The following is a 17,608-nucleotide window of genomic DNA, read 5'->3' on the forward strand; positions in this document are numbered from 1 at the left end:
TGCCCGCCTGCCGCGGCTGAGCCCGCGCATCCACCCATGATGCGCGGACGACGGCGGCGCGAGCCGCGGGCAGTCGAACCGCACCCAGCACTCCAGCACCACCCAGCACGACCAGCACCACCCAGCACCACCCAGCACTCGACGACGAGTCACCACAGGAGCAGACAATGAAGTTTCGTTCACCCATCACGGCCGTGGCGGTCCTCACCGCCGCTGGCCTGGCGCTCAGCGGCTGCGCCGCTGGCGGCCCCGCACCCGCGCCCGGCGCGACCGGCGGCGACCCGGGCGCGGCGGCGCCCACGCAGACCCTGACGATCGGTGCCGTCGCCGACGTCACCGACTGGGACCCGGCCCAGGCGCACGTCGGCCACCTGCTGCAGCCCTACCAGGTCGCCTACGACTCGCTGCTGCTGCGCGAGCCCGACGGCACGCTCTCGCCGATGCTCGCCACCGAGTGGACGTACGACGACACGAACACGCAGCTCACGCTCGAGCTGCGCACCGACGTCACCTTCAGCGACGGCGAGGCGTTCGATGCGGAGGCCGTGGTCGCGAACTTCGAGCACTTCAAGGCGGAGAACGGGCGGCAGGCGGCGCAGCTCGCGAGCCTCGAGACCGCGACGGCGGTCGACGCCGACACGGTCGAGATCACCCTCTCGGAGCCCGACCCTGCCTTCACCTACTTCCTGAGCCAGGCCGCCGGCCTGATGGGCAGCCCGGCCGCGCTCGACGGCGAGGAGATCGGCGCCGCGCCGGTCGGCACCGGGCCGTACGTGATGGACACCGCCTCGACGGTCGCGGGCTCGCAGTACGTCTTCACCGCGCGCGAGGACTACTGGAACCCGGAGCTCCAGAAGTTCGCGGGCATCACGTTCAAGTTCCTGGTCGACAACGCCGCACGTGCGAACGCCCTGGTCTCCGGCCAGATCAACGCCGCGCTGATCGACGCGCGCTCCACCGCACAGGTCGACGGCGCAGGGCTCACGCAGGTCGCCTACCCGACCGACTGGGCCGGCCTGCTGCTGCTCGACCGTGACGGCGCCGTCGTGCCCGAGCTCGCCGACGTGCGCGTGCGCCAGGCGATCAACCACGCGCTCGACCGCGAGGCCCTCCTCCAGGCGCTGCAGCTCGGCTACGGCACGCCCACGGCCCAGCCGTTCGGCCCCGAGTCCGGTGCCTTCGACGCAGCGCTCGAGGACGCCTACCCGTACGATCCCGAGCGTGCGCGCGAGCTGCTCGCCGAGGCCGGCTACGCCGACGGCTTCACGATGACGGCGCCGAGCGTCGGCGCCTTCGAGACCTTCTTCGCCACGATCGGCCAGCAGCTCTCGGAGGTCGGCATCACCCTGCAGGCCGTGCCGGTGCCCGACCAGGATCTCGTGACGGAGATCGCGGGCGGCAGCTTCCCGTCGGCCTTCTTCTTCCTCTTCCAGGGCGAGGCGTGGGTCGCGATCAACCAGATCGTGTCGACGGACGCGCTCTACAACTCCTTCGACAGCACGACGCCCGAGCTCCAGCCGCTGATCGACGCCGTGCAGGCCGCCTCGACCGAGGAGGAGCTCGACGCGGCCGCCGTCGAGGTCAACCGCTACGTGGTCGACCAGGCGTGGTTCGCCCCGCTGTACCGCCCCGACCAGCTGTTCTACACGGATGCGTCGGTCACGGTCGAGCCGCAGGTCCAGATGGCCGTCCCGTCCATCTACAACTTCACCCCGGCCCAGTAGGCCGCCGCGGAGGGCGGGGCGACCCGCCCTCCGCACCCACACTTCCAGCATCGACAAGGGAGTCGACATGCTCGCCTTCGCCCTCCGACGACTCGGATCCGGCATCCTCCTGCTCGTCGTCATCAGCGCGCTCACCTACGCGCTCATGTTCGCCTCCGGCACCAACATCGCGCGGAACATCCTGGGAGAGATGGCCACCGAGGAGCAGGTGCTGCTCAAGCAGCAGGAGCTCGGCCTCGACCAGCCGCTCTGGCAGCGCTACCTCGCCTGGGCGGGCGGCGCCCTCAGCGGCAGCCTCGGCCGCTCGTGGTTCGGCGCCGAGACCGTCACGCAGGCCGTCGCCACGCGACTGCCCGTCACCCTCACCGTGATGGTCGTCGCGATCATCCTCACCGCGCTCTTCGCGCTCATCATCGGTGTCACTGCCGCAGTCAAGCGCGGCTGGCTCGACAAGGCGCTGCAGGTCACCGCCGTCATCGGCGATGCCATCCCGGGCTTCGTGCTCGCGATCCTGCTCGTGCTCGTCTTCGCCATCCAGCTCAAGTGGGTGCCCGCGGTGAGCACGATCACGCCGAATGCGCCGCCATCTGCGTGGGTGCTCTCGCTGCTCCTGCCCGTCACGGCGATCGTCATCAACGCCGTCACCTCGAGCGCCCAGCAGATCCGCAGCGCGGTCATCAAGCAGTACGAGCGCGACTACGTGCGCACGCTGCGCAGCCGCGGCATCGGCGAGCGGGAGATCCTCCTCAAGCACGTCCTGCGCGGCGCGAGCCCCGCGGGCCTCACGGTGCTCAGCCTGCAGTTCATCGGCATGCTCGGCGGCCTCGTCATCATCGAGAAGATCTTCGCCATCCCCGGGATCGGGAACCTGGCCGTGAGCGCCACCCAGCTCGGCGACGTCCCGGTCGTCATGGGCGTCGTGCTCTACACGGTCCTCATCGTCGTCATCGTCAACCTGCTGGTCGATCTCCTGAACGGCTGGCTCAACCCGAAGGTGCGTGTCGCATGAGCGAGAGCATCGCTGCCGTGGCCCCGCAGGCCCCCGCGGGCCAGAGCGGCGCCGTCGTCCGCCCGCACACCGTCCGCAGGCTGTTGCGCAACCCGCTCGGTCTCTTCTCGATGGTGCTGCTCGCGCTGCTGCTGCTCACCGCCGCGATCGGCCCGCTGATCGCTCCGTACGACCAGAACTTCGCCGACATCCTCGTGCCGCTCGCGCCGCCGTCGCCCGAGCACCTGCTCGGCACCGACTCCGCGGGTCGCGACGTGCTCAGCCGCCTGCTGTTCGGCACCCAGCTGACCGTGCTCTCGGGCCTCCTGTGCGCCGTCGTCGCGATCGCGATCGGCCTGCCGTCCGGCCTGCTCGCCGGCTACTACGGCGGCTGGTTCGACTCCCTCTCGAGCTGGCTCGCGAACATGCTCATGAGCCTGCCGGGCATCATCGTGCTGCTCGCGGTGCGCGCCGCCCTCGGCCCGTCGGTGTGGATCTCGATGGCCATCTTCGGCGTGCTGCTGAGCCCGGGCTACTTCCGGCTCACCCGCAGCGCGGTGCAGTCCGTGCGCAACGAGCTCTACGTCGACGCCGCGCGGGTCGCGGGCCTCTCGGACGCGAGCATCATCGGCCGCCACATCTTCTCCGTCGTGCGCGCACCGATCATCATCCAGACCGCCGTCGTGGTCGGCGTCGCGATCGCCATCCAGGCGGGGCTGCAGTTCCTCGGCCTCGGCGACCCGACCGAGGCGACCTGGGGCTCGATGGTCAACGAGGGCTTCCGCAACATCTACGCCGCGCCGGGCCTCATCTGGCCGCCGGTCATCCTCATCGGCCTCACGATCGGCGCGCTCGTGCTGCTCGCCAACGCGCTCCGCGACGCCCTTGAGGACCAGCAGAAGGTGCAGCGCAAGCGCCGGGTCGCCGACATCGCCACTGGCGCGATCACGGCGATGACGCCCATCCAGCGGGCGGGACGCGCCAAGGGCGTCGCCGCCGTCGACGAGGGGACGGAGCACCACCTCGTGCGGGTCAACGGACTCGCCGTCGGCTACCCGCAGCCGGACGGCTCGACGAAGCGCGTCGTCGACGACGTCTCGTTCCATGTCGACCGCGGCGAGGTGCTCGGCATCGTGGGCGAGTCGGGCTCGGGCAAGTCGCAGACCGCCTTCTCGATCCTCGGCCTGCTGCCCGACAACGCCGAGATCGTCGCCGGATCGATCCAGTTCGACGGCAAGTACACGGTCGCGCCGGGCGAGACGAAGGTCGACCAGCGGCGCCTCGCGCCGCTGCGAGGCAAGCGCATCGCCTACATCCCGCAGGAGCCGATGTCGAACCTCGACCCCAACTTCTCGATCGGGCACCAGCTCGCGCGCCCGCTGCGCAAGGTCATGGGGCTGTCGAAGCCGGCGGCGAAGGCGAGGGCCATCGAGCTGCTCGGACTGGTCGGCATCGTGAACCCCGAGCGGACGTACGACCTGCACCCGCACGAGATCTCCGGCGGCATGGCGCAGCGCGTGCTGATCGCCGGCGCGATCAGCTGCGAGCCCGACCTGATCATCGCCGACGAGCCGACCACCGCGCTCGACGTCACGGTGCAGGCCGAGGTGCTCGAGCTGCTCAGAGGGCTGCAGCAGCGGATCGGCATGGGCATCCTGCTCGTGACCCACAACTTCGGCGTCGTCGCCGACATCGCGGACCGCGTCATCGTGATGCAGTCCGGCCGCGTGGTCGAGTCCGGCGACGTGCGCCAGATCCTCGGCAGCCCGCAGCACCCGTACACGCAGATGCTGCTGAGCGCGATGCTCGAGGGCAAGGAGCCGATGACCATGCTGACGGATGCCGGCCGCGGCCGAGAGGGGCAGGACCGATGACCGCCACGCAGCTGCTCGAGGTCGACCGACTGGTCGTCGAGTACCCGGGCAGAGGCTTCCGGGCCGCGCCCATCCGGGTGCTCAAGGAGGTCTCGCTCTCGATCGAGCCCGGCAAGACGCTCGGCCTGGTGGGGGAGTCGGGCTCGGGGAAGACGACCATCGGTCGCGCCCTGCTCGGCCTCGCGCCCGTCACCGGCGGAAAGATCACGTTCGACGGCAAGGATGCGACCCACTTGCGTCGAGCGCAGCGCAAGCGCCTCAGCCGCGACATGCAGGTCGTCTTCCAGGACCCGTACACGTCGCTGAACCCCTCGATGGAGATCGGCGCGATCCTTGCCGAGCCGCTCGTCGTGCAGGGCATCTCGGGCGCGGCTGCGAAGGCGCGCATCGCCGAGCTGCTCGACCAGGTCGGGCTGCCGAGCGACGCCATCCATCGCTTGCCGCGCGAGTTCTCCGGCGGCCAGCGGCAGCGCGTCGCGATCGCGCGGGCGCTCGCGCTCAGCCCGAAGCTCATCGTCTGCGACGAGCCGGTGAGCGCGCTCGACCTGTCGACGCAGGCTCGCGTGCTCGATCTCTTCCTCGAGATCCAGCGCGAGACCGGGGTCTCGTACCTGTTCATCTCCCACGACCTCGACGTCGTGCGCCACATCAGCCACGATGTCGCGGTGCTGTTCCGCGGCGACATCGTCGAGCAGGGCGAGGCCGAGCAGGTCACCCGCCACCCGGTGCATCCGTACACGAAGCGGCTGCTGCTCGCCTCGCCGGTGCCGGATCCGGACCGTCAGGCGGTGCGGCGTCGTGAGCGGCGTGCGCTGCTCGACGCGGAGGCGGCGGCGCGCGAGCCGGAGACCGCCGGTGCTCGAGATGCCTAGGATGGGTCTCTCGACCGCCCCGACGGGCAGGGGAGGATCCTGGGATGGCAGCTGCTGAGAGCCCGCGACGGCGGGCGCCGCACTCCGCGCCGACCATCTACGACGTCGCGAAGCTCGCAGGCGTCAATCCGTCGACCGTCTCGCGAGCACTGAACTCGCCGGGGCGCATCAACGAGAAGACCGAGGCGAAGGTGCACGCCGCGGCCCGCGAGCTGCGGTATCGGCTGAACCCGATGGCGCGCGCCCTGCCGACCGGCAGGACCAACACGCTGGGCCTCATCCTCTCCGACATCACCAACCCCATGATCGCCGGCATCGTCCGCGGTGCTGAGCGGGCGGCCGCGGAGCACGGCTACACGCTCGTGCTCGCCGAGTCGCAGGAGAGCGGTGATCTCGAGGCGACCGCGATCGACCGCATCGTCCCGAGCGTCGACGGCATGGTGCTGGCGGCCAGCCGCCTCGACGACGAGCGCATCCTGCAGCTCGCCGAAGAACGGCCGCTCGTGCTCATCAACCGCGCGGTCGAGGGGGTCGAGGCGGTCATCGGCGACGTCGAGCCAGGCATCGACGAGGCGGTCGCGCACCTCCACCTGCTCGGCCACGAGCGCATCGTGTACCTGTCGGGGCCGCAGACGTCCTGGATGAGCCGGCACCGCGAAGCCGTCATCCGGCAGGTGGCGGCGCGACGGGGTGTCGAGATCGAGGTCGTCGGACCGAACGTGCCGACGCTGGAGATGGGGGCGGAGGCGCTGCCTCGGCTCGTGGCGATGGGCGCCACTGCCGTCGTGGCCTACAACGACGTGATGGCCATCGGGCTCGTGCGCGCCGCCGGGCAGCAGGGGCTCGAGCTGCCGGCCGAGATGAGCATCGTCGGCTTCGACGACATCTTCGGCGCGGACTTCACCTCACCGCCGCTCACGACGGTGCGGATGCCGCTCATGAACCTCGGCGACCTGGCCGTGCGCCGACTGCTCGACATGCTGCGCGGCGAGGAGGAGCCCGTTCGCGTCGAGCCGCCCGTGTCGCAGCTCATCATCCGCGGCTCCTCGGGACGGGCTCGCGCCTAGCCCCTCCGCCCCGCTGGTCGAGCCCTAGCCCCGCTGCCCTTCCCGCTGGTCGAGCCGGTCCGCGCGCGCAGCGCGCTGAGCGTGTCGAGACCGAGCCGCGCCGCCCTTCCCGCGGCTCGAGGTCCGGCCGCGGTGGGCTGGTTTCGACACGCTCAGCGCCTTCGGCGCGGAGCGGCTCAACCGGCGGGGTGGGTCCGCTGCTCCGCGCTGCCACCCGCTGGTCGAGCCGGTCCGCGCGCGCTCCCGTTGGTCGAGCCGCTCCGCGCGCGCAGCGCGCTGAGCGTGTCGAGGCCCCGCTGCGGTCGGGCTGGTTTCGACACGCTCTGCGCCTTCGGCGCGGAGCGGCTCAACCCGCGGAACGTGGCGGTGGATCGCTCCGCCCCTCCCGTTGGTCGAGCCGCTCCGCGCGCGCAGCGCGCTGAGCGTGTCGAGGCCGAGCAGCGGTCGGGCTGGTTTCGACACGCTCAGCGCCTTCGGCGCGGAGCGGCTCAACCCGCGGAAGGTGGCGCGGAGCGGCTCAACCCGCGGAAGGTGGCGCGGAGCGGCTCAACCGGCGGACGGGGCCGAAAGCGCTAGAAGAGGTCGCCGAAGCCCAGCGCGACCAGGTTGTCGTGCGAGGTCTGCAGGCAGTCGAAGACGTCGCGGCCGTACAGGTCGTCCTGCTCCACCAGCAGGTACTTCGCTCCCGCCTCGATGCTCGCCGGGATGATCCCGCGCCAGTCGAGGTTGCCCTCGCCCACCTCGGCGAACTGCACCACCCCGGTGAAGGCTGCCATGAAGCCCGCGAAGTCGCCCTCGCCGAGCGCGGCGAAGGCCGAGTCGGGCAGCTGCCCGATGCGGTAGTCCTTGAGGTGGATCATCGCCACGCGGCCGGCGAACCGCTCGATCGTGCGCTGCGGGTCGACACCGCCGCGCTGCAGCCAGTGCGCGTCGAGCTCGAGCCCGACCGACGGCGCTCGGTCGGCGATGATGTCGAGCAGGAAGCGCCCGTCGTACTTCGCGAACTCGATGTGGTGGTTGTGGTAGTACAAGCCGATGCCGTGCTCGGCGAGCCGCTGAGCCATCGCCTCGGTCGCGTCGCAGAAGGCGAGCACCTTGTCGAGGCTCGCCATGGCGTCGAACGGCAGCATGCCGATCCGCACCATCGTCGCGCCGAGCGCCGTCGCATCCGCGACGATCTTGTCGAAGTCGGAGGTGAGGGCGTCGTTGCCGCCCGGGCTGGGCTCGAGACCCGCCGAGATGGAGGCGATGTCGATCCCCAGCTCGTCGCGCGCCCGCGCGAGCTCCGCGACGTTCTCCGCCGTCATCGGGATCTGCGAGATCTCGACGGCGCGGTAGCCGATCTCGCGCACCCTGCGCATCGTCTCGAATGCTCCGTGCTCCTCGACGCTGCCCTTGAGCATCATCGCCTGGACGCCGATCACTGCCACGTGTACCTCCGAAGTGGGTTGCGCGCCGCCGCGGTGCGACGCTGCCTCCGGCAGTCTGCCAGCGCCGCCGGGGGTTGGCAACCGGTTGACAAAACAGCGGCGCTGCGGTTCACTGCACTCGTGCCAACGACGCTGCAACTCGACCCTGACCGGCTCCTGCCGGCCGATCCCGCGACCCGCGACGTCGCTCGTGAGCTCTACGCCCTCGTCGCGGAGCTGCCGATCATCTCGCCGCACGGCCACGTCGACCCGCGGCTGCTGCTCGAGGACGAGCCGTTCCCCGACCCGGCGCAGCTGTTCATCCGCTTCGACCACTACGTCACGCGGCTCATGCACGCTGCTGGCGTCGACCTCGCCGAGCTCGGCATCCCGGCCGCCGACGGCCGCCCGGTCGCCGAACCGCGCGATGTGTGGCGCACGTTCTGCGCGCACTGGCACCTGTACGCGGGCACCGCGTCCGGGTACTGGCTGCAGCACACCTTCGCCACGCTCTTCGAGATCGACGAGCAGCCATCGCCCGAGAACGCGGACGCGCTCTTCGACCGCATCCAGGCGGCGCTCGAGACCGACGCCTTCCGGCCGCGCGCGCTGTTCGAGCGGTTCGGCATCGACGTGCTCGCCACGACCGACGATCCGCTCGACGACCTCGCCGCGCACCGAGCGCTCGCCGAGGACGAGACCTTCACGGGGCGCGTGCTGCCGACCTTCCGTCCCGACGCCTACATCAACCCGCTCGCCCCCGGCTTCGCCGAGAAGGTGCGGGCGCTCGCGGCCTGGGGCGGGCACGAGCCCGACGACTACCGCGGCTACATCGACTCGCTCGAGCGCCGCCGCCGGCACTTCGTCGAGCACGGCGCCGTCTCGGCCGACTTCGGCGTGCTCGAGCCGTACACCGTCGACCTCGGCGAGGAGCGAGCGGCCGAGCTGCTGCGCCAGGCGGTCGCCGGCGAGATCAGCGCCGGCGACGCGCGCGAGCTGCTCGGCCACATGCTGCTCGAGTCGGCGCGCATGAGCGTCGCCGATGGCCTCGTCATGACGGTGCACCCCGGCGTCGCGCGCAACCACTCGACGTCGACGTTCCGCACCTACGGCCCCGACACGGGCCACGACATCCCGGTCGCGGTGGAGTACGTCGAGAACCTGCGCCCCCTGCTCGAGCGCTACGGCAACGATCCGTCGTTCCACCTCGTGCTGTTCACGATCGACGAGACCGTGTACTCGCGCGAGATCGCGCCGCTCGCGGGCTTCTACCCGTCGGTGTACATCGGCGCGCCATGGTGGTTCCTGGACGCACCGGATGCCGTGCTGCGGTTCCGCGCGGCCGTCACCGAGACGGCGGGGTTCACCCGCGGCTCCGGCTTCATCGACGACACGCGCGCCTTCCTCTCCATCCCCGCCAGGCACGACATGTCGCGACGGCTCGACGCCGCGTTCCTCGCGCGGCTCGTGGTCGAGGGGCGAATCGACCGCGCGACCGCGGCGCGGATCGTCGTCGACCTCGTCGACGGGCTCCCGAGAAGGGTCTTCAAGCTGTGACCGATCGTCTCTCGCGCTCCGTGCTCGCCGAGCAGGGCGTCGCCGTCCAGGCGCCGCCCGTGCGCATCGTGCACCTCGGACTCGGCGCCTTCCACCGTGCCCACCAGGCCTGGTACACCGCCAACGCCGATGATGCCGCCGAGTGGGGCATCGCCGCCTTCACGGGTCGCAGCCCCGCCGCCGCCGAGGAGCTGCAGCCGCAGGATGGGCTCTACACGCTCATCGTCCGCGACGGCGAGGGCGACCGCGTCGAGCTCGTGCCGAGCATCGTCGAGGCCGTCTCGGGCGACGACGTCGGCCGGCTCATTGCGCTGCTGTCGGCGCCCGCGACCGCGATCGTCACCATCACGATCACCGAGCCCGGCTACCGCCTGCGCGCCGACGGCTCGCCCGACGTCGACGACGCGCTCGTCGCGGCCGACATCGAGGCCCTTCGCGACGGGGGAGCGCCCTCGACGACGCTCGGCAGGCTGGTCGCGGGACTCGACGCCCGCCGCGCCGCCGGCGCCGGACCGCTTGCGATCGTGCCGTGCGACAACATGCCCGACAACGGTCCGCTCGTCGCGAGTGGCACGGCCGCGCTCGCAGACCTCGCCGGCCTGACCGAGACCGCCGCATGGATCCGCGAGGAGATCGCGTTCGTGTCGACCTCGGTCGACCGCATCACGCCGCGGTCGACCCCGGAGGACGCCGAGACCGCCCTGCAGCTCACCGGCTTCGCCGACGCGTCGCCGGTCGTGACGGAGCCGTTCCGGGATTGGGTGCTGCAGGGGTCGTTCCCCGGCGGCCGCCCCGCGTGGGAGACCGCCGGCGCCCGGCTGGTCGACGACATCGAGCCCTTCGAGCGGCGCAAGCTGTGGCTGCTCAACGGCGCGCACAGCCTGCTCGCGTACGAGGGGCTCGCTCGCGGCTACGCCACCGTCGCCGCGGCGGTCGCCGACCCGGAGCTGCGCGACGCCGTCACCGGGTTCTGGGACGAGGCGGTCCGCCACCTCCCGGAAGGACTCGACCTCGAGGCCTACCGGGCGGCGCTGCTCGACCGCTTCGACAACGCCCGCATCGAGCACCGCCTCGCGCAGATCGGCATGGAGGGCGTGGCCAAGCTGCGGGTGCGCATCGCGCCCGTGCTGCTCGCCGAGCGCGCCGCCGGCAGGTCCGGAGACGCGTCGCTGCGGGCGCTCGTCGCATGGCTGGGGCTCGTGCTGACGGATTCCGCGCCCGCCGACGCCGCGGCCGCCGAGCTCGCCGCTGCCCGAGGCGCCGATGACCCGATCCGAGCCCTGCTCGACGTCGTCGACCCCGGCTTGGCCGTCGATCCGACGGTCCTCGCCGCGGCGCACCGGGCGGCACTCGCGGCCGCTTGAGATTCGTGATGGCAACCGCTTGCCAAAACGGCGTTGCGGTGGCACACTTGGAGGGTCGGTTCTTCGAGCCGAAGCGGAGCACCCACTCCACGCGATGACGCGTTCGCAACGGCGCGAAGGGAACGAATCATGACCACGACGGAGTCGTCGACCACCACGGCCGCGCAGCCTCGGCTGCGGCCACTCGCCATCATCGGATACGGCGCGGGCGATGCGGCCAACAACCTCGCGTTCACGACCGCGACGATGTTCCTGCTCGTCTACTACACCGACGTGGCCGGCATCGGCGCGGCTGCCGCGGGCACCCTCCTGCTGGTCGTCCGCATCTTCGACGCCTTCGCGGACGTCTTCGCGGGCCGGGTCGTGGATCGCACGTACTCGAAGCGCTTCGGCAAGTTCCGGCCCTTCATCCTCTTCGGGTCGATCCCGCTGCTCGTGCTGAGCTTCCTCACGTTCAACGTCCCGCAGATCGGCGAGAGCGGCATGCTGCTGTACGCCTACCTGACGTACGCGGCGCTCGGCCTCGCCTACAGCCTGGTGAACATCCCGTACGGCTCGCTCGCCGGCGCGATGACGCAGAACGCCTCCGATCGCGCGAAGCTCTCGAGCGCCCGCACCATCGGCGCGATCATCGTCGGCGCCTTCCTCGGCATCGTCATCGCACCGCTCATCAAGCCCGAGAACGACCTGCAGAGCATCTTCACCTTCATGACGCTCGGCTTCGTCGTGGTCGGCTTCGTGCTCTACATGTTCACGTTCTTCACCGCCAAGGAGCGCGTGCGCCGGGATGTGAAGAGCGTCTCTATGCGGCAGAGCCTCGCGATCCTGCGCAGCAACCGGCCGCTCGCGATGCTCTGCGCGTCGTCGTTCCTGTTCCTCACCGGCATGCTCGCGATGACCACCGCGCAGCTCTACTACCTGCGCGACGTGCTCGGCGCTATCGAGCTCTACGCGGCCGTCTCGGCCATCCAGATCGTCGGCACGCTCGCCGTCGGCGCCGCGCTGCCGGCCATCGTGCGCCGCATCGGCAAGCGCAACGCCTACCTGATCGCGACCGCCATCGTCGCGCTCGGCGGGCTCGCGGCCTTCCTCGCCCCCGCCGAGATGGGCTGGCTCGGGTTCGCCGGGCTCGCGCTCGCGACCATCGGCGTCGCCTTCAACAGCATGCTCGTCTGGGCGCTCGAGGCCGACACCGTCGAGTACGGCGAGTGGAAGACCGGCATCCGGGCCGAGGGCATCATCTACGCGCTCTTCTCCTTCACGCGCAAGACCGGCCAGGCCGTCGGCGGTGCGCTCGCGGCCTACGCGCTCGCGATCGGCGGCTACGTCGCCGGCGAGACCGTGCAGAGCGAGGGCGCCGAGCTCGGCATCCGGTTCGCGGTCGGCGCGCTGCCCGCGCTCGCGTGCGTGCTCGCCGCCGTCGTCATGCTCTTCTACCCGCTGACCGATGCCCGCCACCGCCAGATCGTCGCCGAGATCGAGCAGCGTCGCGCCGACAGCGACGCCGCGATCCAGCCCGGCCTCTCCACCGCGGCGTTCGTCGCCAGCTCCGACACCCCCAACCCCCCGAGCAAGGAGTCCTGACCATGAAGATCGAATCCGCCGAGGTCCTGGTCTCGAGCCCAGGCCGCAACTTCGTCACCCTCCGCATCACGACCGACGACGGCTACACCGGCCTCGGGGACGCGACCGTGAACGGGCGCGAGCTCTCGGTCGCCTCGTACCTCGAGGACCACGTGGTGCCGCTGCTCATCGGGCTCGATGCGCACCGCATCGAGGACACCTGGCAGTACCTCTACCGCGGCGCGTACTGGCGACGCGGCCCCGTCACGATGGCCGCGATCGCCGCCGTCGACACCGCGCTCTGGGACATCAAGGCCAAGGTCGCCAAGATGCCGCTGTACCAGCTGCTCGGCGGCCGCAGCCGCGAGGGCCTGCTCGTCTACGGCCACGCCTCGGGCGCCGAGCTGCCCGAGCTGTTCGACAACATCCGCCAGCACCAGGAGGAGGGCTACCGTGCCATCCGCGTGCAGACGGGCGTGCCCGGCCTCCCGAGCGTCTACGGCGTGGCGTCGAGCGCGAACGCGCAGGTCGGCGGCATGGCCGTCACGACCCGCTACGACCACGAGCCCGCACGTCCGGGCGAGCGCCCCGTCGAGGAGTCGTGGGACACGCGCGCGTACATCCGTCACATCCCCACCGTGTTCGAGGCCGTCCGCAACGAGTTCGGACCCGAGCTGCCGCTGCTGCACGACGCCCACCACCGCCTGACGCCCATCGAGGCCGCGAAGGTCGGCAAGCTGCTCGAGCCGTACGACCTGTTCTGGCTCGAGGACGTCACGCCCGCCGAGAACCAGGCGGCGCTGCGCCTCGTGCGCGAGCACACGACGACGCCGCTCGCGATCGGCGAGATCTTCAACACCATCTGGGACTACAAGGAGCTGATCGAGGAGCAGCTGATCGACTACGTGCGCAGCCCCGTCACGCACGCGGGCGGCATCACGGCGCTCCGCCGCATCTTCGACTACGCCTCGGTCTACCAGATCAAGTCCGGCGTGCACGGCCCGACCGACGTCTCGCCGGTCGGCCTCGCCGCCGCCATCCACCTCGGCATCGCCATCCCGAACTTCGGCATCCAGGAGTACATGAAGCACTCCGCCGCCACGCACGAGGTGTTCCGCACCGACTACGCGTTCGAGGACGGCATGCTCAAGCCGGGCGAGGCGTTCGGCCTCGGCGTCGAGTACGACGACGAGGTGGGAGCGGCCCACGCCTACGCGCCCGCCTACCTGCCCGTGGCTCGCCTGCTCGACGGGTCGATGCACAACTGGTGAGCTGACTCCCCGGGACGCGACACCCGGGGCGACGAGGCCGTGCGCACCACTCGGTGCGCACGGCCTCCGTCGTCTCAGGCGAACGCGAGGCGGGCGTGCTTCCATCGCGGTCATGCAGACGCATGAAGGTGAAAGACCCGCGGTGCTCGCGCCCGGCGCCGAGCTCGAGCGGATGGCGACCGGCGCCTCCTGGAGCGAGGGGCCGCTGTGGATGCCCGACCGGCGCGCGCTGCGCTGGAGCGACATCCACGGCGACCGCATCCTCGAGGTCGACGAGGGCAAGCGGATGCGCGAGCACCGCACGGGCGTGGAGTTCACGAACGGCCGCGCCCATGGACTCGGCGGCGTCGTGCAGTGCTCGCACGGTCGGCGCGCGATCGAGCTCGAGGTCGACGGCGACGTCACCGTGCTCGTCGACCGCTTCGAGGGGGCGCGGCTCAACTCGCCGAACGACGTCGCCGTGCACCCTGACGGTTCCGTGTGGTTCACCGACCCGCCGTACGGCATCGAGAAGCCCGAGGAGGGCCACCCAGGCTCCCGCGAGTACGGCGGATGCTTCGTGTTCCGCTGGAGCGCGGACGCGGGGCTCCGCGCGGTGATCACCGACATGGCGCGCCCGAACGGCATCGCGTTCAGCCCCGACCTCGCGACGCTCTACGTCACCGAGTCGGCGGGGGAGGACGAGACCGCCGAGGCGAACACCATCCGCGCCTACCGGCTCGCGGGCGAGGGCGCCGACACGGCCGCGGTCGACGGGCGCCGGCTGTTCGCGATGGACGCCGGCACGCCCGACGGCATCGCCGTCGATGCGGAGGGCCGGATCTGGTCGTCGAGCGCCGACGGCGTGCACGTGCTGACGCCCGCGGGGGAGCGGATCGCGCACGTGCCGGTGCCGGAGACCGTCGCGAACCTGTGCTTCGGCGACGACGGCTGGCTGTGGATGGCGGCGACCACGAGCGTCTACCGGATCAGGACGGCGACGACCGGGGCGTGACCCGCGACCCCCACCCGGCATCCAGGTGGGGCTCCTACGGTCGTCGCCATGCAGATCGGGTACAAGCTCTTCGCCGAGGACGTCGCGCCCAAGGAGCTGATCCGGCGGGCCGTCGAGGCCGAGCGCGCCGGCTTCGACTTCGTCGAGATCAGCGACCACTTCCATCCCTGGCTGCCGGAGCACCAGCACTCGTCGTTCGCCTGGGCGATCCTCTCGGCGATCGCCGCGAAGACCGAGACGCTGCGGCTCGCGACGGGCGTGACGTGCCCGTCGATCCGCTACCACCCGGCGATCATCGCCCAGGCAGCGGCGACGCTGCAGATCATCTCCGACGGGCGCTTCACGCTCGGCGTCGGCGCAGGGGAGCGGCTCAGCGAGCGCATCGTGGGCCAGGGCTGGCCGGAGGTGGGCGACCGGCACCAGCGGCTGCGCGAGGCGCTCGAGATCATCCGGCTCCTGTGGAGCGGTGGCACGCACTCCTACCGCGGGGACTTCCTCACGCTGCAGGACGCGCGCGTCTACGACCTGCCGGAGACGCTGCCCGAGATCGTCGTGGCCGCGGGCGGGCCGCAGGCCGCGAGGCTCGCGGCCGAGCTCGGCGACGGCGTGTTCGCGACGGACCCGGATGCGTCGCTCATCGAGGCGTGGACGGCCGCCGGCGGTGACGGTCCACGCTACGGCGAGGTGCCGACCGCGTTCGCGCCCGACGTGCGCGCCGGTGCCGAGGCCGCGCACGCGCGGTTCCGCTTCGGCCCGCTCGGCTGGAAGGTGCTCGCCGAGCTGCCCGACCCGGCCGCGTTCGACCAGGCGACGCAGGCGATCCGGGTCGAGGACATGGAGGATGCGTTCGCGTGCGGCCCCGACGTGGAGGTGCACGTGGAGGCGTTCCGCGAGTTCCGGGAGGCCGGCTTCGACCACCTCGCGCTCATGGACGGCGGACCGGACCCGGACGCGTTCTTCGGCTTCTTCCAGGACGAGCTGGGGCCGCGCCTGCGGGAGTCGGCCTAGCGCGTCGCCGATCGCTCGGCGATCACGCGGCGGCTGACCGTGATGTCGCGCTCGCCGTGACCTCGCTCGACGATCTCGTCGAAGAATGCGCGCAGCGTCGGCAGCAGCGCGGGGTCGGTGCCCGTCGCGACGGCGACGTCGGCGGCGAAGCCCAGGTCCTTGATCATGTAGCGGGCGATGCCTGAGGGGGAGTCGTCACCGCGCACGAGTTTGTCGCGGCGGCTCTCGAGCAGGTTCGAGCCCGCATAGCCGCCGCTGAGCAGCGTCCACATCGCCTCGAGGTCGAGCCCCGACCGCTCGGCGAGCACCGTCGCCTCCCCGAGCGCCGTGATCGTCGCCGCGACGACGAGCTGGTTGCAGGCCTTCGCGACCTCGCCCGCACCGAGCGGCCCAAGGTGCACGGCGCGGCCGCACGGCGCGAGCAGGGTCGCCGCGCGAGCGGCATCGACCGCATCGCCACCGAGCATGATCGAGAGCGAGCCGGCCTCAGCGCCGTCGACGCCGCCAGAGACGGGGCAGTCCGCGACGTGCACGCGCCCGTCGGTCGCCGCGGCGAGCCGGTCGGCGAGCGCGCGCACGCCGGTTGCCGACGACGTCGAACCGACGAGCAGCAGCAGCTCGGTGCCGCCGAGGCCGGCGAGCATCCCCTCGGGTCCGTCGAGCGCGTGCTCGAGCTCGGGAAGGTCGGGCAGCATCGACAGCACGGCGCCGGCACGCGCGGCGAGCTCGCGCGGCGACTCGGCCCAGACCGCTCCCGCCGCGACGAGCGCGGGTCGCGCCGAGCGGCCCGTGACGACGACCGGCTGCCCTGCCGCGAGCAGCCGCCGCACCATCGGCTCGCCCATCGCGCCGAGCCCGATCACCCCGATCGTGTCGCCGCGGGCGATGGATGCGCTGCTCATGTCGCCAGGCTACGGCCGCCGCGCCTCGAAGGCCAGCATGTCGAACGCCGTACGACCACGTGGATCGCCGTCTAGGGTGGGCGGCACACGACCGGCACCACGACCCGCGAAGGAGCGGACCATGACGCAGCACGACGCCCTCGAGCCCTCGACGACGCAGCGCGGGACCGACCGGACCGATCGCGACCCGGCACCGGCCGTGTCGCGTGCGCTGCGCATCCTGACGTCGCTCGCCGACGCCGAGGGCGTGCCGATGACGCTCAGCGACATGGCGCGGGCGCTGGGCCTCGCGAAGTCGTCGACCGCGAACCTCTGCGCGGCGCTCGAGGAAGGCGGCATGATCGAGCGCGCGGCGAACGGCTACCGGTTGGGCCGCCGCACGGCGGAGCTGGGCGGCGCGTTCGCGCAGCAGTTCAACCAGGTGCGGGAGTTCTACCGGGCGGTCGCCGCCTCGCCGGTGCTGCACCGCGAGGTCGTACAGATCGCGATGCTCGACGGCGTCGATGCGCTCTACCTCGCCCGGCACGAGGGCCGCTCGCCCTACCGGCTCGGGACGCCGCTCGGGTCGCGACTGCCGGCGGCGCTCAGCGCGACGGGCCTCGCCCTGCTCGCCAGGCTCGACGACGACGAGGTGCGCGCGCTGCTCGAGCCGACCGAGCCGTTCACGGCGCTGACGCCAGGCAGCATCACGTCGGTCGACGAGCTGCTGCCCCAGCTGCAAGGCGTGCGGGCACGCGGCTTCGCGGTCGACCGCGGCGGCTCCTTCGGCGGCATCACGGGCGTCGCGGTGGCGCTCGAGCCGTGGGCACCGGCCGATCCGGCGCTGGCGATGGGCGCGGCGCTGCCCGCCGAGCACGCCGACGCCGCCCGCGTCGCCGAGGTCGGTGCCGCGCTGCAGGACGTCGCTCGAGCGCTCACCAACCCGCTGGTCGGCCCGCGCTCCTGACACCGCTCGTGCCACGCGTCCAAGGGGTTGTACAGCGTTCAGCCCAGTGGTACGGTCGCTCCAGCAACG

14 protein-coding genes are annotated in these 17,608 nt (G+C 71.7%); 12 read left to right on the forward strand and 2 right to left on the reverse strand.

All coding sequences use genetic code 11. The features are described from left to right. The first annotated feature begins 167 nt into the window (after nt 1-167). The 5 genes from ACLQ21_RS08140 to ACLQ21_RS08160 all read left to right on the forward strand — a co-directional run bounded on the left by ACLQ21_RS08140 (nt 168) and on the right by ACLQ21_RS08160 (nt 6,525). The gene (locus ACLQ21_RS08140) at nt 168-1,724 is read left to right on the forward strand and encodes an ABC transporter substrate-binding protein (RefSeq protein WP_425662747.1); all 1,557 of its coding nucleotides are present in this window, start codon (nt 168-170) and stop codon (nt 1,722-1,724) included. Between the two features lie 67 nt (nt 1,725-1,791). Continuing rightward, nucleotides 1,792-2,733 carry an ABC transporter permease gene (locus tag ACLQ21_RS08145; protein WP_425662748.1) on the forward strand — a complete coding sequence of 314 codons (942 nt, stop codon included), beginning with the start codon at nt 1,792-1,794 and terminating at the stop codon, nt 2,731-2,733. Further along, on the forward strand, nt 2,730-4,586 hold the full coding sequence (locus ACLQ21_RS08150; protein ID WP_425662749.1) for a dipeptide/oligopeptide/nickel ABC transporter permease/ATP-binding protein: 1,857 nt from the start codon (nt 2,730-2,732) through the stop codon (nt 4,584-4,586). The genes ACLQ21_RS08145 and ACLQ21_RS08150 overlap by 4 nt, the downstream gene beginning before the upstream one ends. Continuing rightward, nucleotides 4,583-5,458: an ATP-binding cassette domain-containing protein gene (locus ACLQ21_RS08155; RefSeq protein WP_425662750.1), complete on the forward strand. Its 876-nt coding sequence runs from the start codon at nt 4,583-4,585 to the stop codon at nt 5,456-5,458. The genes ACLQ21_RS08150 and ACLQ21_RS08155 overlap by 4 nt, the downstream gene beginning before the upstream one ends. 44 nt (nt 5,459-5,502) lie before the next feature. Beyond that, nucleotides 5,503-6,525 carry a LacI family DNA-binding transcriptional regulator gene (locus ACLQ21_RS08160; RefSeq protein ID WP_425662752.1) on the forward strand — a complete coding sequence of 341 codons (1,023 nt, stop codon included), beginning with the start codon at nt 5,503-5,505 and terminating at the stop codon, nt 6,523-6,525. A 572-nt stretch (nt 6,526-7,097) separates the two neighbouring features. On the opposite strand, the gene ACLQ21_RS08165 is transcribed toward ACLQ21_RS08160, so the two are convergent. Continuing rightward, nucleotides 7,098-7,955, reverse strand: a complete 858-nt coding sequence (locus tag ACLQ21_RS08165) for a sugar phosphate isomerase/epimerase family protein (RefSeq protein WP_425662754.1) — start codon at nt 7,953-7,955, stop codon at nt 7,098-7,100. Nucleotides 7,956-8,075: 120 nt separating this feature from the next. Between ACLQ21_RS08165 and uxaC the strand changes: the two genes are divergently transcribed. From uxaC to ACLQ21_RS08195, 6 genes are all read left to right on the forward strand, one after another. After that, a complete protein-coding gene (gene uxaC / locus ACLQ21_RS08170) occupies nt 8,076-9,491 on the forward strand; it encodes a glucuronate isomerase (RefSeq protein ID WP_425662755.1) in 1,416 nt (471 codons plus the stop codon). Beyond that, nucleotides 9,488-10,855, forward strand: coding sequence for a mannitol dehydrogenase family protein (locus ACLQ21_RS08175; protein ID WP_425662756.1), 1,368 nt, complete (start codon nt 9,488-9,490; stop codon nt 10,853-10,855). Before uxaC ends, ACLQ21_RS08175 begins: the two co-directional genes overlap by 4 nt. 129 nt (nt 10,856-10,984) lie before the next feature. Further along, nucleotides 10,985-12,439, forward strand: coding sequence for a glucuronide transporter (gene uidB, locus ACLQ21_RS08180; RefSeq protein WP_425662758.1), 1,455 nt, complete (start codon nt 10,985-10,987; stop codon nt 12,437-12,439). 2 nt (nt 12,440-12,441) lie between these two features. Continuing rightward, nucleotides 12,442-13,689: a D-mannonate dehydratase ManD gene (gene manD, locus ACLQ21_RS08185; protein WP_425662760.1), complete on the forward strand. Its 1,248-nt coding sequence runs from the start codon at nt 12,442-12,444 to the stop codon at nt 13,687-13,689. Between the two features lie 112 nt (nt 13,690-13,801). Further along, on the forward strand, nt 13,802-14,683 hold the full coding sequence (locus tag ACLQ21_RS08190) for an SMP-30/gluconolactonase/LRE family protein (RefSeq protein WP_425662761.1): 882 nt from the start codon (nt 13,802-13,804) through the stop codon (nt 14,681-14,683). A gap of 48 nt (nt 14,684-14,731) precedes the next feature. After that, entirely contained in the window at nt 14,732-15,691 is a 960-nt protein-coding gene (locus ACLQ21_RS08195; RefSeq protein WP_425662763.1) for a TIGR03557 family F420-dependent LLM class oxidoreductase, read from the forward strand. On the opposite strand, the gene ACLQ21_RS08200 is transcribed toward ACLQ21_RS08195, so the two are convergent. After that, on the reverse strand, nt 15,688-16,593 hold the full coding sequence (locus ACLQ21_RS08200) for an NAD(P)-dependent oxidoreductase (RefSeq protein WP_425662764.1): 906 nt from the start codon (nt 16,591-16,593) through the stop codon (nt 15,688-15,690). The two genes, ACLQ21_RS08195 and ACLQ21_RS08200, sit on opposite strands and share 4 nt — an antisense overlap. Nucleotides 16,594-16,714: 121 nt before the next feature. Here ACLQ21_RS08200 and ACLQ21_RS08205 point away from each other — a divergent pair, with 121 nt between their 5' ends. After that, the gene (locus ACLQ21_RS08205) at nt 16,715-17,539 is read left to right on the forward strand and encodes an IclR family transcriptional regulator (protein WP_425662766.1); all 825 of its coding nucleotides are present in this window, start codon (nt 16,715-16,717) and stop codon (nt 17,537-17,539) included. The last annotated feature ends 69 nt before the right edge of the window (nt 17,540-17,608 follow it).

The sequence above is a fragment of the Agrococcus sp. DT81.2 genome (assembly GCF_049844935.1).
GTDB lineage: Bacteria > Actinomycetota > Actinomycetes > Actinomycetales > Microbacteriaceae > Agrococcus.

Excerpts from the sequence above, each read along its gene's own strand:
- ACLQ21_RS08195 (WP_425662763.1), top strand. The coding sequence starts at position 14,732 with ATGCAGATCGGGTACAAGCTCTTCGCCGAGGACGTCGCGCCCAAGGAG.
- ACLQ21_RS08150 (WP_425662749.1), top strand. The coding sequence starts at position 2,730 with ATGAGCGAGAGCATCGCTGCCGTGGCCCCGCAGGCCCCCGCGGGCCAG.
- ACLQ21_RS08200 (WP_425662764.1), bottom strand. The coding sequence starts at position 16,593 with ATGAGCAGCGCATCCATCGCCCGCGGCGACACGATCGGGGTGATCGGG.
- ACLQ21_RS08160 (WP_425662752.1), top strand. The coding sequence starts at position 5,503 with ATGGCAGCTGCTGAGAGCCCGCGACGGCGGGCGCCGCACTCCGCGCCG.
- manD (WP_425662760.1), top strand. The coding sequence starts at position 12,442 with ATGAAGATCGAATCCGCCGAGGTCCTGGTCTCGAGCCCAGGCCGCAAC.
- ACLQ21_RS08205 (WP_425662766.1), top strand. The coding sequence starts at position 16,715 with ATGACGCAGCACGACGCCCTCGAGCCCTCGACGACGCAGCGCGGGACC.
- ACLQ21_RS08190 (WP_425662761.1), top strand. The coding sequence starts at position 13,802 with ATGCAGACGCATGAAGGTGAAAGACCCGCGGTGCTCGCGCCCGGCGCC.
- uidB (WP_425662758.1), top strand. The coding sequence starts at position 10,985 with ATGACCACGACGGAGTCGTCGACCACCACGGCCGCGCAGCCTCGGCTG.
- ACLQ21_RS08140 (WP_425662747.1), top strand. The coding sequence starts at position 168 with ATGAAGTTTCGTTCACCCATCACGGCCGTGGCGGTCCTCACCGCCGCT.
- ACLQ21_RS08155 (WP_425662750.1), top strand. The coding sequence starts at position 4,583 with ATGACCGCCACGCAGCTGCTCGAGGTCGACCGACTGGTCGTCGAGTAC.
- ACLQ21_RS08145 (WP_425662748.1), top strand. The coding sequence starts at position 1,792 with ATGCTCGCCTTCGCCCTCCGACGACTCGGATCCGGCATCCTCCTGCTC.